18 protein-coding genes are annotated in these 16335 nt (G+C 32.4%); 13 read left to right on the forward strand and 5 right to left on the reverse strand.

All coding sequences use genetic code 11. From position 1 onward, the window contains the following. Positions 1 to 22: 22 nt before the first annotated feature. Both AC1DKZ_RS10840 and AC1DKZ_RS10845 read right to left on the reverse strand, forming a co-directional pair. Complete coding sequence (locus AC1DKZ_RS10840) at positions 23 to 1714, reverse strand: M3 family oligoendopeptidase (protein WP_476996202.1); 1692 nt, start codon at positions 1712 to 1714, stop codon at positions 23 to 25. 17 nt (positions 1715 to 1731) lie between these two features. Further along, positions 1732 to 2670 carry a DMT family transporter gene (locus AC1DKZ_RS10845; protein WP_476996203.1) on the reverse strand — a complete coding sequence of 313 codons (939 nt, stop codon included), beginning with the start codon at positions 2668 to 2670 and terminating at the stop codon, positions 1732 to 1734. A gap of 124 nt (positions 2671 to 2794) precedes the next feature. On the opposite strand from AC1DKZ_RS10845, the gene AC1DKZ_RS10850 reads away from it, so the two are divergent. From AC1DKZ_RS10850 to AC1DKZ_RS10865, 4 genes are all read left to right on the forward strand, one after another. Next, entirely contained in the window at positions 2795 to 4165 is a 1371-nt protein-coding gene (locus tag AC1DKZ_RS10850; RefSeq protein WP_476996204.1) for an aminotransferase-like domain-containing protein, read from the forward strand. 20 nt (positions 4166 to 4185) lie between these two features. Continuing rightward, on the forward strand, positions 4186 to 4542 hold the full coding sequence (locus AC1DKZ_RS10855) for a serine/threonine protein kinase (protein ID WP_002147709.1): 357 nt from the start codon (positions 4186 to 4188) through the stop codon (positions 4540 to 4542). Position 4543: 1 nt separating this feature from the next. Further along, on the forward strand, positions 4544 to 5422 hold the full coding sequence (locus tag AC1DKZ_RS10860; RefSeq protein WP_476996205.1) for an SDR family oxidoreductase: 879 nt from the start codon (positions 4544 to 4546) through the stop codon (positions 5420 to 5422). A gap of 147 nt (positions 5423 to 5569) precedes the next feature. After that, positions 5570 to 5773, forward strand: coding sequence for a hypothetical protein (locus tag AC1DKZ_RS10865; RefSeq protein WP_000279913.1), 204 nt, complete (start codon positions 5570 to 5572; stop codon positions 5771 to 5773). Positions 5774 to 5809: 36 nt separating this feature from the next. Here the strand turns inward: AC1DKZ_RS10865 and AC1DKZ_RS10870 are convergent, their stop codons facing one another. After that, a complete protein-coding gene (locus AC1DKZ_RS10870; protein ID WP_016091405.1) occupies positions 5810 to 6052 on the reverse strand; it encodes a hypothetical protein in 243 nt (80 codons plus the stop codon). Between the two features lie 109 nt (positions 6053 to 6161). On the opposite strand from AC1DKZ_RS10870, the gene AC1DKZ_RS10875 reads away from it, so the two are divergent. The 5 genes from AC1DKZ_RS10875 (at position 6162) to AC1DKZ_RS10895 (ending at position 9329) form a co-directional block, all read left to right on the forward strand. Beyond that, positions 6162 to 7088 carry a zinc-dependent alcohol dehydrogenase gene (locus AC1DKZ_RS10875; RefSeq protein ID WP_476996206.1) on the forward strand — a complete coding sequence of 309 codons (927 nt, stop codon included), beginning with the start codon at positions 6162 to 6164 and terminating at the stop codon, positions 7086 to 7088. A gap of 82 nt (positions 7089 to 7170) precedes the next feature. Next, a complete protein-coding gene (locus AC1DKZ_RS10880) occupies positions 7171 to 7482 on the forward strand; it encodes a hypothetical protein (RefSeq protein WP_476996207.1) in 312 nt (103 codons plus the stop codon). Next, the gene (locus AC1DKZ_RS10885) at positions 7466 to 7963 is read left to right on the forward strand and encodes a DUF421 domain-containing protein (RefSeq protein WP_113936431.1); all 498 of its coding nucleotides are present in this window, start codon (positions 7466 to 7468) and stop codon (positions 7961 to 7963) included. The genes AC1DKZ_RS10880 and AC1DKZ_RS10885 overlap by 17 nt, the downstream gene beginning before the upstream one ends. Before the next feature lie 242 nt (positions 7964 to 8205). Then, positions 8206 to 8739 (forward strand): TetR/AcrR family transcriptional regulator, encoded by a 534-nt coding sequence (locus tag AC1DKZ_RS10890; protein ID WP_476996208.1) that lies wholly within the window; start codon positions 8206 to 8208, stop codon positions 8737 to 8739. Between the two features lie 167 nt (positions 8740 to 8906). Continuing rightward, positions 8907 to 9329, forward strand: coding sequence for a DUF3995 domain-containing protein (locus AC1DKZ_RS10895; RefSeq protein WP_002085376.1), 423 nt, complete (start codon positions 8907 to 8909; stop codon positions 9327 to 9329). A 340-nt stretch (positions 9330 to 9669) separates the two neighbouring features. On the opposite strand, the gene pdxR is transcribed toward AC1DKZ_RS10895, so the two are convergent. Then, the gene (gene pdxR / locus AC1DKZ_RS10900; RefSeq protein ID WP_431182521.1) at positions 9670 to 11109 is read right to left on the reverse strand and encodes a MocR-like pyridoxine biosynthesis transcription factor PdxR; all 1440 of its coding nucleotides are present in this window, start codon (positions 11107 to 11109) and stop codon (positions 9670 to 9672) included. A 148-nt stretch (positions 11110 to 11257) separates the two neighbouring features. On the opposite strand from pdxR, the gene AC1DKZ_RS10905 reads away from it, so the two are divergent. The 4 genes from AC1DKZ_RS10905 to AC1DKZ_RS10920 all read left to right on the forward strand — a co-directional run bounded on the left by AC1DKZ_RS10905 (position 11258) and on the right by AC1DKZ_RS10920 (position 14639). Beyond that, positions 11258 to 12175 (forward strand): DMT family transporter, encoded by a 918-nt coding sequence (locus AC1DKZ_RS10905; protein ID WP_404447838.1) that lies wholly within the window; start codon positions 11258 to 11260, stop codon positions 12173 to 12175. A 217-nt stretch (positions 12176 to 12392) separates the two neighbouring features. Further along, entirely contained in the window at positions 12393 to 13556 is a 1164-nt protein-coding gene (locus tag AC1DKZ_RS10910) for an FAD-dependent oxidoreductase (protein WP_476996209.1), read from the forward strand. 24 nt (positions 13557 to 13580) lie between these two features. Further along, positions 13581 to 14243 carry a TetR/AcrR family transcriptional regulator gene (locus tag AC1DKZ_RS10915; RefSeq protein WP_476996210.1) on the forward strand — a complete coding sequence of 221 codons (663 nt, stop codon included), beginning with the start codon at positions 13581 to 13583 and terminating at the stop codon, positions 14241 to 14243. Between the two features lie 165 nt (positions 14244 to 14408). Beyond that, the gene (locus AC1DKZ_RS10920; protein ID WP_016101932.1) at positions 14409 to 14639 is read left to right on the forward strand and encodes a hypothetical protein; all 231 of its coding nucleotides are present in this window, start codon (positions 14409 to 14411) and stop codon (positions 14637 to 14639) included. A 97-nt stretch (positions 14640 to 14736) separates the two neighbouring features. Here AC1DKZ_RS10920 and secY read toward each other — a convergent pair whose 3' ends face one another. Then, entirely contained in the window at positions 14737 to 16041 is a 1305-nt protein-coding gene (gene secY / locus AC1DKZ_RS10925) for a preprotein translocase subunit SecY (RefSeq protein WP_002069884.1), read from the reverse strand. Positions 16042 to 16335 lie beyond the last annotated feature (294 nt).

The following is a 16335-nucleotide window of genomic DNA, read 5'->3' on the forward strand; positions in this document are numbered from 1 at the left end:
AGGATAGGTGCATCTTTTGTACTTATATTTGTTCAAGTAAATTTAATTCTTCTTCTACAAATGCCATTAATTCTTTTATTGTCTCACTAGAAAAATCAAAACGAATTCCAGCTGCTTCATATACCTCTGGTAAGGATTCAGAGCTACCTAGGGATAATGCTTGTTTGTAATTTTGTAGTGCTTGTTTAGGATTCTCTTTATATTGTTTATACATTTGCAATGCACCAAGTTGCGCGATTGCATATTCGATATAATAGAATGGTATTTCGAATATGTGTAGTACAGGTAACCAGCCAGTTGCTATCCAGTTTTCATAACCTTCAATATTTACCACATTCGATTGGTAAGTGTTATGTAATTCTAAATATTTTTCATTTCTTTCTTTAGCAGTATGATTTGGATTTTCATACATCCAATGTTGGAATTGATCAACGATAAGCATTTGTGGTAAATACTTAACAATATCTTTAAAGAAATCTAATTTTGCTTTTATAAATTCTTCTGTATTCTCATAAAATGTATCCCAATACTCCATCGAAAACAATTCCATTGTCATGCTGGCTAGCTCAGCTGATTCTGAAGGGATTTCTAAATATTTTTGTAGCTTTAGCTGCTTCATACATTCATTATGAATACTATGGCCCATTTCATGGAGGAAAGTAGTAACATCATAATGTGTATGATTGAGATTCATAAAAATAAAAGATAATTGAGAAGCAGGTAAGTGTTCGCAAAATCCTCCAGGTGCTTTTCCTTTACGACTTTCTAAATCTAAGCAATTATTTTTATGCATACGGCTCAATAATGCAGAAAATTCTGGGTCTAGTTTTTGTAAAATATGAGAACTTTTTTCGATTAAATCACTCTCGTCTTCAATGGGTTTTAACACTTTTTGATTTGGTGCGGCTGCTTTTAGATCCCACGGACGAAGTGTATCTACTTGAAGTTCAGCTTTTTTCTCATTAAATATATTATCAATAAGTGGCACAACGTATTTACGAACGGATTCTGCAAGTTCATAGCAATCATCAGCCGTATAATCAAAACGTTCATATTTTTTAAACATATAATCACGATAATTATCTAATTGAATGTTTTTTGCCTTTTGGTGACGGATTGCAATTAATTCATTTAAAATATGTTGTAAATTATTTTCAACAGATAAAAATTTTTCGGAAATGAGCGTTTTTGCTTTTTTTCGTATATCACGATTCGGATTTTGTAAGTAAGACTGTAGTTCAGTAATTGTTTTTTCTTCGCCATCCCATAGTGCAGTCAAACTGCCTGTAATTTCGAAGTACTCGGTTACTAATTTGTCTTCTTTTACTTCTAAATCGATGTTCTTTTCACAAAATAATGTTTGCGCATTTTTTATTTTTTTATCTAGTAAGCTATAAGTTTTTGGATCAAGTTGCATTCGAAATGGTGACTCTAAATATTTATTATCAAAGGAATTTTGATAACGTTTCAAAAGAGGCCTTACATATTGTTGATCATATTCAAACGTATCTTTTATTTCTTTGTTATCTGTATTACATTGAAAGTCAATATAGTGTGATCTTAATTGTTCTTCGATTTCCCATATTAATTTCGACTGTATTTTCAGCCAATTTTCTAAATCTTCTCCTGAAGAAATGGGTTTACTTAATAAAGTAGACAATTCGTTTTCTAGCTCATGTATATTACGGATATCGATCGTATTAGAGTTCTGCATTATTTACCCCTCACTTTTTATTTACTCAAGGAGGTCTTCTTCTTTTTCGCTATGATTCCTTGTTTGCCTAGAAAATTTGTGCCTATTACTCCAAGAACAATCATAAGTGTACCGACAATATGATAGTAGGAAATTTGCTCCTGTAAGAATACAACGCCTGCGATAATGGTAATAAGTGTAGATAAGTTGCTAAAAACACTTATTTTCGCTGCTTCAATATAAGATAATGAATAGTTTAATAACAATGCTGTTAGTAAGGAAGATAATAATCCTAAATATAAAATGGAGATAAGGAATGTTCCATTCGTAAATGGCTTAAAGTATACAGTTATTGTACCTTTGTTCATATGGTCAATGATTGCGATGAAATTAAAACTAATAAAACCGATTGCTGTCATTGTGTATGTTAAATCCATTAGCTTGAATTTCTTTGTCATTTTCCGAGCTAACACATTATAGCAAGCAGATGATAATGCCGATAATAAAATGAGAATAACACCGATGAAGCTCGTTTCATGAGCCCCTATACCATTCATAACAAATATATAAATGACACCTATGACAGAAATACATACTGATGTTTTTTGCCATGTATTCGTATATTCTTTTAAAAAATAGGAAGCTAGTATCATCGTAAATATAGGGATCGCTGCTTGTATAATTCCAGCTTCAGATGAACTTGTATATACTAAGCCAAATGCTTGGAAAGCAAAGAACAATGCTGGATAAAATATTGCGAGTGGTAAAAGTGTAAGTATGTTTTTAAATGATATATTTAACTTTACAAAACCCAAAATAACCGGAATGGTTGCTGCTATGAAGGCAACTGTAAAACGGTGAGCCAGAGTATCAAGAGGACTCGTAATGGTTAGTGCTAGTTTCACAAACATAAATGAAAACCCAATAATAAATGTATAGAGTAATGCTGATATATATGCTTTTGTTGTATTTGTCATAATTCCACCTCATAGTAGTTGATTTCTTACTGGCCAGTATACGTACATAGTAATCCTTCTGATCTAGTGCTACAATGTGAACAAATACAAACTGTACCGGTACAAAAAAATAGGAGGTGTAATGATGTATAAATATTTACATGTTTTGAACGACTTAGAAAGTATGATTCAAAATGGTGAGATAAAAGAAGGAAAGAAATTACCGTCTATACGGTCGCTTGTTACACAATATGAATGTAATAAGGCGACTGTAATACGAGCGCTGCATGAATTGGAAAAGCGTCATATTATTTATTCTGTACCTCAAAGTGGATACTATGTTGTTAAGAAATCTGGGAGTTACATAGAAAATAACGAGATGATTGATTTTGCTTCTTCAGCACCAGATCCCGATGTTTTTCCATACTTAGATTTTCAGCATTGCATTAATAAAGCGATTGATACATATAAGAATGATTTGTTTATATACGGAACACCGAAAGGGTTACCATCTTTAATTTCGGTTGTGCAAAAACAATTAGCAAACTATCAAGTTTTCACTAATGAAGAAAACATATTTATAACGTCAGGTGTCCAGCAAGCACTTGCTATATTAACTTCTATACCATTTCCAAATGGACATAGCACAATACTAATTGAACAACCAAGTTACCATTTATATATTGAATATGTAGAAATAAATAACATTCCTGTAATCGGAATTAAGCGTACGCATGAAGGGATAGATTTAAATGAACTAGAGAGGGTATTCAAAACAGAAAAAATTAAATTTTTTTATACAACTCCAAGGTTTCACCATCCACTTGGAACGTCGTATTCTAAAAAAGAGAGAGAAAAGATTATTAAACTTGCGAAGAAATATAATTTATTTATAGTGGAAGATGATTATTTAGCAGATTTAGAGACTGATTCAAAAGTAGATCCTTTTTACAGTCAAGATAATTGTAACCATGTTATATATTTGAAAAGTTACTCAAAGATTATTTTTCCAGGTTTACGAGTTGGAGTTGCAGTCATTCCGCCATCCATCGCAAATGATTTCCATAAATATAAAAAGATATTAGATATTGATAGTCCGATGATTTCTCAAGCTGCTTTAGAAATTTATATAAAGAGCGGAATGTTTGATCGGCATAAACATAAAATTAAAGCTTCGTACTACAATAGATCAATAAAACTAGCAGAAACATTAGAAAAAGTGCAAAATGAAAACCCATCTTTGTTTACATATAATAAGCAAAATACATTGGGAATACACACTTGTTTAGAAATGCAGAAAAACATAGTGACGGAAATACTTATAAAAAAATTAAGTGAAAATCAAATAAGTATTGATTCTATTGATAGAAATTATTTAAATGATTTTCATAAAGAAAGGTTGTTGAAGTTAAACGTATCGAATGTAAAGGAAGATAAGATTGAAGAAGGTATTCGCAAAGTAATTGAGGAAGTAAAACAATTGGGACGTCTAGATTTTCAATTTAAAAAAGAATAATACGTATAAGGAGGTTTGTTATGAAACGAAAAATAATAGCCTTGTTTGTATGTATTACTATAGTTATTGGAGCACTTGTAATTATTATCAATAGTAAAGAAAGTGACAAATGTATAGCAGTTGCTATGTATTCGAGAGGTGTTATAGTGGATCATAACAACGAACCTATATCTAATGTGAAAATTTATGAAGATTCCATTAAAAGTAAAGAGCGTGCTATTTCAAATCTACAAGGTGAATTTGAAATTATTAATGGCGTGTGTGGTAAAATTACGTTACAATTTGTTACTCCTGATGGAGAAATCTATACGAAAGAATATGATAGTGAGCATATACCAAAAATAATTAAACTTAGTGATAAAAATGAAGGAGAATGATATGAAACCATTACAGGGTAAAGTTGCGGTTGTGGCCGGAGCAACAAGAGGTGCTGGAAGAGGCATTGCGATGATGCTTGGTGAAGCGGGTGCAACTGTATATGTAACAGGAAGAAGTACTAAAGGGAATTTATCCTGTATGGGAAGAACTGAAACGATTGAAGAAACGGCAGAGCTTGTTACAAAGCAAGGCGGAAAAGGAATCGCAGTTCGTGTTGACCATACAGTAGAAGAAGATATTAAAGCTTTATTTACAAAGATTCAAGAAGAACAAAATGGACAGCTTGATATTTTAGTAAACGATGTTTGGGGTGGTGATCCTTTAACTGAATGGGGGAAACCTTTCTGGGAACACAATCTACATAACGGATTATTAATGCAACAAAGAGCGGTTCATTCTCATATGATGACGAGCTACTACGGTGTACCATTAATGGTGAAAAATAAGAAGGGGCTTGTTATTGAAATTACAGATGGTGTCGATTATCAATATCGAGGTAATTTGTACTATAGTTTAGCAAAAGTCTCAACAATTCATTTAGCAGAAGCTATGGCGAAAGATTTAGAACAACAAAATATTACAGCTGTCGCAGTTAGTCCAGGATTCCTTCGTTCAGAAGCGATGTTAGATATATTTGGTGTAACAGAGGAGAATTGGCGAGAAGGAGCTAAACAAGACCCTCATTTTATCGCTTCAGAAACTCCTTTCTTTGTTGGAAGAGCAGTAGCAGCGTTAGCAAGTGATCCAAATGTTCATGAAAAAACGGGACGAGCGTTAAGTTCATGGGAATTAGGAAGAGAGTATGGATTTACAGATATGGATGGAAGACGACCAGACTGGGGAAAATACTTCGAAGAGAATATTTTAAATCAAAATTAATATTTTTTAAGAGCACTCATTTGTAGGAGTGCTCTTTTTTATTTAAGAATAAGTATTATAGATTTTCCACAAAAAAGATGGTAAATAATTCCTGATTGATGGTATCCTTTAAGTATAGTTTATATATTTTATATGGGGGGGAAGTGTATGGCAGTTCTTGTAGTAGAAAATTTATATCAAATGTCTTTATTACTAATGCTCTTATGCTCATTTTTCTTTTATAGATATTTAAAGAATATAAAACGTGAGAGAAAGCTGACTGTTTTTGAATTTACGATGTATATTATTACTCTATTTACGATTTATACTTGGGTATTCACTTCTATTATTAAATTTTTGTCTAAATCATAATTTGCATTGAAACTCTCTATTATAAAATAGTTACTTTTACCTTCTAGGAATATAAACATAGTCTGTGTCTAAATCAACTACAATATCACTTAAAATATCTTTTGAATAAATTTTTGAAATACGTTGATAATTATTTCTAACACAAAATAAGGAAACAATTTCGTTATAAGATAGATCATTGTGTTTTATGTTTTTATACTTTTTCTTTAAATCAGCAATGGAACAGTTACTTCCAATAACATACTCATTAATTTCATATCCATCAAATTCAATTATCATGTGATCACTGTTGAGTGCTAGCCAACGTTATAGCTTTAATTTTGGATGAATCTATTATACATTGTTTGAATTTTGGTGAGAATATATTTTGTAAAGTGGGAGGGTAGTAATGGAACAATATAAGTTAGTTTTAGAAGGACATAAACAATTAAATTGGCAAACTTGTGAAATTAAGTCTATACAGGATGATGAAATTATCGTTAAAACAATCGCAGGTGCAATTAGTATTGGAGCAGAGTTACCACAGTATAAAGAATCGGATGTTACAGATACTAATCCTTTTTATCCAAGAAAAACTGGATATGAAAGTTATGGTGAAGTTATTCAAGTTGGAAATAAAGTAACACATTTAAAAGTAGGTGATAAAGTAGTTTCTTTTTATGGGCATCAAACGATAGGAATAGTTAAGGGACATAAAGTAATTCGAGTACCTAGTTATATAAAACCTAAAGTTGCCTTATTATCCATTCTTTCATGTGATGCTGCTAAAGGAGTATTAAAACTAAACCCACGACAGGATAGAAAGGTACTTATTACTGGAATGGGAGTTATGGGTTTACTCACATGTTATTTCTTAAAATACTATGCAGGTGTGGATCATGTGGATGTTGTTGAACCTAATAGAAATGGAGGAGAATTGGCAAATAAATTTGGTGCAAAAAACATATATGATTCAGAAGAGCAAATAATAGAAACATATAATTACGGTTTTGAATGTTCAGCTACAAATAGCGGATTTCGTACATTGCAAAAGGCCCTTAATAATAATGGTGTAATATGTATACTTTCTGATGGTAATAAAGAAGAACTAGCATTAACCGCCGACTTTTATCGGAAAGAATTGCAAATCATTGGGTCAAGTGACGGATATGATTATCAAAAGCATGCAGATTGGTTTTTTAGAAAAATAGAACAAACACCATTTATAGAAGAAATTTTTGAACATGACATAGATTATACTGCACTCGTACAATGTTTTGAGGAATTGAGTCAAGGGATGATTAATCCTTTAAAAGTATACGTTTCATATGAATAATGAAAAAACTAACCAAATATTTGTCACATACTTTATATATGTTTTGTCTCAATTATGATATTCAAAATAAGAAGGAACACATATGCAAATTTTTGTAGCAGGTGCAACTGGTGTAATAGGATGTTCTTTATTGCTAATGTTAATAAGAGAAGGTCATATTGTGTTTGCAATGATTAGTAATGAGTCGCAAGTAGAAGCAATAAAGAAAGTTGGTGCTATACCAGTAATAGCCGGGAGAGAAGCTTCAAATAATAAAGCACATAAACAGTATGGATGGATACCTTTATATCCTTCATGGTCTGATGAGTGTGTGAAATATCATAAAAATCCTTTAATGGGAATACTAGTAACATTCACAATTAAAGGATTGGACTGTAATGAATATACTTTTTGAAAGCTTTATTTTAATCCTCACTGGAATTATTTTTTTGAAATTGACAGGTAGTAAATCTGTTAGCCAAATGACGAGAGCTGAAATTATTATTGTTGTTTCTATAGGTCGTATTATTGTAGAACCTATATTAAGTAGGAAAGTAGTCCCATCTATTTTTACTGCGTTTATTTTTGCGAGTGTTTTACTTATCATTCATTTTTTTGAATTGAAATCACGAAAAATAGAAAAGTTTCTAAATGGAACTAGCATTATTGTTATAGAAAACGGGGAGATTTTAAAAAAGAATTTATTACGTGCAAAAATGTCAGAACAACAATTATTTATGCATCTGAGAGAAAAAGGTATACATGAAATCAAGAATTTACAACAAGCAACTGTAGAAACGAATGGACGGATTGGGTATCAACTAACTACCAAGGCACAACCAGTTACTTTGGAAATGCTAGAAAAGCTTCTAGAGCAATGTAATCTAAAAAAATAGTTTTAGACTGAAAAGCGCTTCTTGTACATAAAGGAACTTTTCACAAACGTGTAAAAGTCCCTTCAGTAATCCTGAAGGGACTTTCGTGTTATCTAATTTAGCGAGGGTGATGACGATCAATATTACGATTAACAACAACATTAAAGTTCATAAAAATAAACAGAATGAATAATTGACAAAAAATGAGAATAGTAGTAACTTAACGTAAAACATACGCTACCGTATTTTATTGGAGAGATGATATGCAATTAACGAGGGAAGACTGGATAAAAGTAGGATTACAACAATTAGCTAATGAAGGTATACATAAAGTTCGCATTGAAGCACTTGCTCGATTGCTAAAAATAAGCAAAGGAAGCTTCTATCACTATTTTCGTGACCATCAAGAGCTTTTAGATTCTATGCTCGACTTTTGGGAAGTACATGCAACAAAGCGGATTGTTCAAAGTATGGAGCAACAGGATGCCTCTTTAGAACAGCTATTACAGATTAGTTTTAATCGAGATAAAAAAATTGAGAATGGTATTTATGCTTGGGCTAAATATGATCCTGTTGTGGCAACACGTTTAGTAGATATAGAAGAACAAAGAATTTCTTGTGTTGCAAAATTGTATCAAAAAATGGGCGTAGACGAAACTGAATCAATTGATCGAGCGAGACTTGCCTATTTAACGTATGTAGGATGGATGACAAGGTTTGAAGCAAATCCTAATTTTGATATTGATAAAATGGTTGAGCTTTTAACTTCTTTCAGCGGGTGTCCAAACATCCACTGAAAGAAGTGAAAGCCTCCGGCGGATGTCACCGAATTATGCTGAGGCATAATTGATTATTCGATAATAAATGTCCCTAATATGGTTATAAAACCTGAAGGGACAAAATTTTCACTATAACATACGGTAGTGTATGTTATCTTTAAAGTTACGAAATTGGGGGCGAATAAGTGAAATTACTATTAATAGTAGTAGCTGTGGGGCTTCTGTGGTTTATCAGTTTTTTGCATATTTATTGGGCTTTTGGAGGTCGATGGGGTTCTGCTGCTGTTATCCCAGTAAAAGAGGGAGAACATAAGCCTGCTTTTACTCCGAGAATATGGGGAACATTATTCGTAGCCATTCTTATTCTATTAGCTAGTGTCATTATTGTTGTTCAAGTAGGTTATTTACAGGGGTTCGAAGCAAATAGTTTATCTAAAATCGGAAGTATTGTCTGTGCTTTAGTTTTCATTATTAGGGCAATTGGTGATTTTAAGTTTGTTGGATTTTTTAAAAAAATTAAACATTCTCAGTTTGCTAGATATGACACTTGGTTCTATAGTCCATTATGTTTATTCTTTGGTTTTGTCTATATCATGTTGTTGTTTTAATAAGTATAATGAATTCCCTATAAAATAAATTTTATGCAGGAAGAAAACACCTCTTATTGAACAAGTAGTAATAAAAAGAAGTTTGAGCATAGCAATAGAGCAATACGGGTTCTGGTGACAGCGAAGTCCGCTATGATTAGTCATTTGTATTTAAAAAGAGGATAGATAGGGCGAATTTATTCAAGCTCTTCTATCCTTTTAATTTTTATAAATCTAATGTATGACATTAGATAAGAATTCACTATTAATAATAGGTTCAGCTTATATCTTGACTTTTAATAAAATTTTAAAGTGTTGGTTTTTTATTGTATGAATAAGAGGTTAGTTGTTGTTTTGGAGTTTAAATCATTGATTTAAACTTAGCAATTGTATCATGTAATCTTTCTAATCCAATCAACATATCTTTATCATTTAACATTGAATAACTAATTCGTAAATGATTATATTGAGTTTCATGGCTTAACAGACAAGCTGTTCCAGGTAAAAAAGAAACATCTACTTCATTCGCTTTTTGTAATAATGTAAAAGGATCGATTGACTGCGGGAGTGTAACCCATAAGTTAAATCCACCATTAGGTATTTCAAATTCTAATTCTTTTAATGGAGATAATATATCAATTGTTAAATTGCGTCTAATTTGTAAAGCAGTACGTAATTTTTCTAAATGATTTTTCATTCGTTCGGCTCGTAAAAAAGGAAGTAGTGCTTTTTGTGTCAATAAGGGACTACCAATATCCATCGAAGCCTTCACGGCGTATAACCATTCAAAGATAGGACCTTCAGCTATAAGTGCCGCGATGCGAAGACCTGGTGCTAACGTTTTACTAAATCCTTTTAAATATATAACATGACCATTTGTATCAAAGCTTTTTATTGGAGGAGGAATTTTAAAATCCTCAAAATATATCTCTCCGAAAGAATCATCCTCTAAAATGAAAAATTGATAAAGCTCTGCTAGTTCTACAAGTTCCATTCTTCTTTCTTTACTCATTACTGTACCCGTTGGATTCTGAAAAGTAGGATTCACATATAACAAAACAGGATTCTTTCTTTGACAAATATCATCGATTAAATCTGAGCGAATGCCGTTGTTATCAAGACTAACAGGGATAATTTGAACTCCTTTATTAACAAATACATCAAGCGCCGCCCCATAACACGGACTTTCTACTAACACTATGTCTCCAGGCTTTAATAATGTTTGGGCGATTAAATCGATTCCTTGCTGGGCACCACTTGTAATTAATAATTGAGATGGATCTGTAACTAATTGTTGGTGTTCTTTTAAGTAGTTTGTTATTTCCACTCTAAGTTCTTTATCGCCTTGAACAGGTCCGTAAGTTGCTAGTATCATTTGATCTTTATTAAGTAATTTGTGCATTTCATCTGAAAGAAACGGATTTGGTAATAAACGCGGATAAAGGACCGCCTGTGAAAAATCGAAATATTTACGGTGTTGGTTCATCACATATTGAGAACGCATAACATTAATGGATTTCGTTTGTTGCCATTGATATGGAATTGGTTTGAACTCTTTATTCACACGTTTATGTATATAGGCACCTTTTCCTTGTTCAATTCGTATATAACCTTTCGTTTCTAACTGTTTATAAGCTTTACGAACAGTTAATAAACTAATTTGCAAATCATCGGCCATAGAACGTAAAGAAGGGAGGTAATCGCCATGTGAAAGCATCCCGCTTTGAATTCTCTCAACAATTTGCATATATATTTGTTGGTAATATGGTATGTTGGATTCTTTACGTAGTACTATCTTCATAGAATCACCTGTTTTTCTTTTTAATTTAATTAAAGCGAAAAACATCCTGACAATCAACTATATTTTTATTCAACTGTTATATGCGTGGATACACTGTTATACACCATATCCTCTATACTCATTTCAAGAGTAAAAAGGAGGAAGGAAAATGGTCATTTTAAATTATATTTTAGTATGTATTATTTTTGGAACGACATTTTTAACGATAAAAATTGGAATAGAAGCGGGGGCACCACCATTATTTTCAGCTGGAATTCGTTTCTTTTTGGCGGGCCTTATTCTCATTATTATTTTTAAATTAAAGCGAAAGGATATTATGCCTTACTTATTATCGAAACGTATTATATATGCTGGTTTTTGTTTAACATTTATGACATTCGCGACCCTTTACTGGGCTGAACAATATATTTCTTCTGGATTAGCTGCAGTTCTATCTGCAACAGCCCCAATGATGATTTTGCTATTACAATCAAAGAGGAATAAAACAAAATTGCAAAAAGAACAACTTGTTGCTTTAGTTATAGCACTTACAGGAGTTTTGTTTATATCTTTACCTGGCATGCATCAAGAACTTACTTTCATATGGAGTATTGCATGCCTTGTTATATTAGTAGGAGAGTTGTTTTATGGAATAGGTTCTATTCGTTCTAAAGAGATACTTTCAGATTTACCTAACGTATCACCATTTCTTATTAACGGCATTCAAATGTTTTATGGAGGAGTTTTGCTATTAATTGTATCTGTTGTAATGGAACAGCCGAATTTAGCTGTATTAACATCTTGGAATGTACAATGGCCAATTTTATATCTTATATTTGTAGGATCTATCGGTGGACACGGTTTATATTACTGGCTTTTATCAAAAACAAATCCAGTATTTCCATCGACTTGGTTGTATGTATCTCCGTTAATTGCTGTTATTGTAGGTTATTTTGTATTAGGAGAACCATTAAATCCTGCAATGGGAATTGGTGCTTGTTTAATCTTGATTGGTGTATTTTTAGCAAATCGTTCTACGCTGGGCGTTTATTTTAAGCAAGGGAAGTTATTGAAGAAAGAAATGTAAATAATACAAATGGAATCATGGGACTATTAAGTTAATAAAAGTTTATTACTTTATCAACTTAAAAAGCATGTTACTACTGACTTGTAACATGCTTTTTATTTTTACACATTAAGTTTAACATAATTTGCTTAGCAATTAACGAACGATGTACTTTACGAACAGTGTACGTTGTGTTATAAATAAAACAAGTAATTCAATAAAATATAAGGTGTGATAAATGATGGAAAGAAAAAATAAAGGAGAAAAACGTATTGCAATTATAGGTGCTGGACCAGGAGGTTTAACATTAGCTCGTATATTACAGAAACATGGTTTAAAATGTGTCGTATATGAAAGAGAAACATCACCATGGATTCGGCAACAAGGAGGTTCATTAGATATTCATCATGATTCCGGACAAGAGGCGCTTAAAGAAGCAGGATTGTTAGAACAATTTAATGAACTTGCTAGATATGAGGGAGAAGATTTTCGTTTATTTGATAAGAACGGGAAAATATATTTAGATGAAGTAGCGGATCCTAATTGCGGAGATCGTCCAGAAATTGATCGAGGCACTTTACGTGAGTTACTTTTAAATGCTGTTGATCCGCAATGTATACATTGGGGCTATAACTTAACAAAAGCCATTCCTGTAGAAAATGGTATACATGAACTTCATTTTGAAAATGGACATGTAGACACTGTTGATTTAGTGGTAGCAGCAGATGGTGCCTTCTCTCGAATTCGTCCACTTGTCACAAATTCTATACCGCAATATACTGGTATTAGCATGGTAGAATTGAATTTGAAAAATGTAACGAAAAATCATCCTCAGATGGCGAAATTTAATCGACGTGGCAAAGCATTTGCACTTGCGGAGCATAAAGGAATTCTTGCGCAATTAAATGGAGATGACAGTATTCGCGTGTATTTAAGTTTTAGAACAGATAAAAAATGGCTTGATAATTGTGGAATTCCATTTAAAAATTTAGAAGAAGCAAAACATCAACTTCTACAATATTTCAAAGACTGGGATGAAACACTTAAAAATTATATTAGATGTGCAGATGGTGCGATTTTTCCTAGACGAATTTACATGTTACCTGTTGGACTAACTTGGAAAAGTAAGCCTGGTGTTACTTTAATTGGTGATGCTGCACATTTAATGTCTCCATTTGCTGGAGAAGGTGTGAATCTAGCGATGCGTGATGCGGCAGAACTTGCATTATCTATTGTAAAACATGATAATTTGAACGAGGCAATTGAAAATTACGAAGAAAAAATGTACGATTATTCTTCTCAATCCGCTGAAGTGTCAAATGATAATCTTGAGATTTGTTTCTCGGAGGATGCTACTATGAAAATGTATAATCTTATGAATCAACTTCATGAGCAACAATAAAAATATATTTACTAAAGGAGAACTATGGAAGAGCAAACGAATACAATTACTAGTCGTCGTTCACGACCAGCAAAAGAACCGTTAAGTAAGGAAATCATTGTTAAGACTGCTTATGACCTATTAGAGTCTGAAGGTATTTCTGGCCTTAGTATGCGTAAAATTGCAAAAGTATTAGATACAGGCCCGTCTTCTTTATATGTATACGTAAAAAATGCTGATGAATTAAGAGCGTATGTATTAGATTATGGCCTAGGGAAAATTGAAATAACAGATGAGAAAAATGAACCATGGAAAAAAGAACTATTTACACTTGTACATTCATATTTTCGAATTTTATTCGACTCTTCTGGAATGGCAGAATTAGCTTTAATGACAATTCCAATTGGGCCAAATTCTTTAGCCCTTACTGAACAGATTTTGCGTCAATTACATGAAGGTGGAGTTAATGCAAGAGCATCAGCATGGGGAGTAGATATTTTACTGTTATATGCTGCTTCGGTCGCATATGAACAAACAGCTCGCAAAGAAAAAGGTACCACTCTTGACCCAATTCGTGCTTCGTATGAGGCTTTAGATACAGCAAGGTATCCAATGATTGTAAGTCTAAAAGAAGATATGTTATCTGGTGGAGAAGAACGATTCCGCTGGGGATTAGAAGTTGTTTTGCAAGGTATTTTACATACGTAATAATATAATTAGTTTAAAACAGAGAGCTAGTTGAGCGGCACTCTGTTTTTTTTGAAAGAAAAATATGATACCTGTGTCTACAAACTACATTGTTAATGAATTTCAATATCTCTTTTTATACGATAGTAATAGACAACTTACACAATATAACCAGAAGTTAAAGAATTGGTTGGAATCCCTATATATCAAAGGATAGATTTATTTTTAGGTGAAATTGATTATTTAGAAGCTAAAGTTTTTGGAATAAAAGGTGACAAAAGAATTGTTAGAAAGCAAGTAATAACATTAAAAGATTTTGTACCAGACTATTTAATTATAGATAAATTCATGCTGAGACTTTTTATAACCACCGAGGGATATATTGAAGGTGAGAGAAAGGAGCTACTTTTATGGTAATAAAATAAAGATAAAAATATGAAGCGAGAAAATGAGGGTTTTATTTTTATAGAATAAAAAACACACTAGGTCTTTATATCCTAGTGTGTTTTTGTAATTAATTCACTTTTTTTATAAAACCTTTATAATGACGCTTCACAAGTTGACTTTCTAACGTCTTCATCGTTTCTAATGCAACACCTACGATGATTAGTAAACTTGTACCACCGATTTGAGCAGATGGTGGTAATGTAGCGATTTTTGTAAATACAAGTGGTAATATTGAAATTGCTCCTAAGAAAATCGCACCGATAAATGTTAAACGGTATAAAATTTTTGTTACATACTGTTCTGTAGATTTACCTGGGCGAATACCCGGGACATATCCGTTTTGCTTTTTCAAATTCTCAGCCATTTGTTCAGGATTTACTTGAATAAACGCGTAGAAATATGTGAAGGCAACGATAAGACCCACATATAGTGTCATTCCAAATGGATGTGCAAAATCAAGATTCGCAATTATCCATTTAGATACGCTTGAATCAGGGAAGAGCTGCGCAATTGTACGCGGCGTCATTAAAAAGGCTGAAGCAAAGATAACAGGAATTACACCTGCACTATTTACTTTAAGAGGTAAATGAGTATTTTTTGCCCCTTGATATTGATTGTTTCCTGAAACAGCTTTTGCATATTGAATCGGTATTTTTCGAACAGCTTGTTGAATGTAAATAACACCAACAACTATCGCTAAAATTACGAGTCCAATTAAAACCATTTTTATTATGTGCATAAATAACTGATCGCCTGCGTTTTGGAATTGTTGCAAATAAATTTGATTAGCGACATTCGGAATCGCCGCAACAAGTCCTGCGAAGATAATCATTGAGATTCCATTACCAACGCCATTAGCGGTAATTTGTTCACCTAACCAAAGTAAAAATGCAGTACCAGCAGTTAAAACTGTCGCAATAAATAAGTATGTAGTCCAGCTTTGATCTGTAATTAATTGTCCACCTGCTATATTATTAAAACCATAAGACATCCCAATGGATTGTATAAATGCGAGAATGATTGTAAAGTATCGAGTAAATTGAGCTGATTTCTTACGGCCCATTTCTCCTTGCTTTGCCCATTCTGTAAATTTAGGTACAACGTCCATTTGTAGTAATTGTACAATGATAGAAGCTGTAATATATGGTGTGATACCTACAGCAAAGATTGAGAAGTGTTGCAGTGCTCCTCCGCCAAATACGTTTAGCATACCTAAAACGTTGGCTTGATCTTGTACTTTTAATACCTCTGCGTTAGTATGAGGAACTGGAATAAACGTGCCAATTCGAAAAACAATTAGCATCGCTAGTGTAAAAAGAATTTTGTTTCTTATCTCAGCTACTCTCATGAAATTTGAAATCGTACGAAACATTATGTCGCCTCCTATATTTTTATCAGTTCAAAACTGATTATTATATCCCGATGAAGTAACCACAAACCTCCTTCCGCATTAAATTCATTTGACAAATGGAATTTTATACATTTTGTAGTTTTCACGGATATAAAAATATAAGGTGTTATACAAGCGATTTATTAACTTTTCGTAATCATTCAATACCCATAATATAACTAATAAATTAACAAATGTACATACATAAGCATTAAAAATGAATGAATAGAGTGATTTTTTACATATATTTAATGCTAGATTGATAATTAGGAACGT

The sequence above is a fragment of the Bacillus sp. 05T21 genome, from assembly GCF_056396785.1.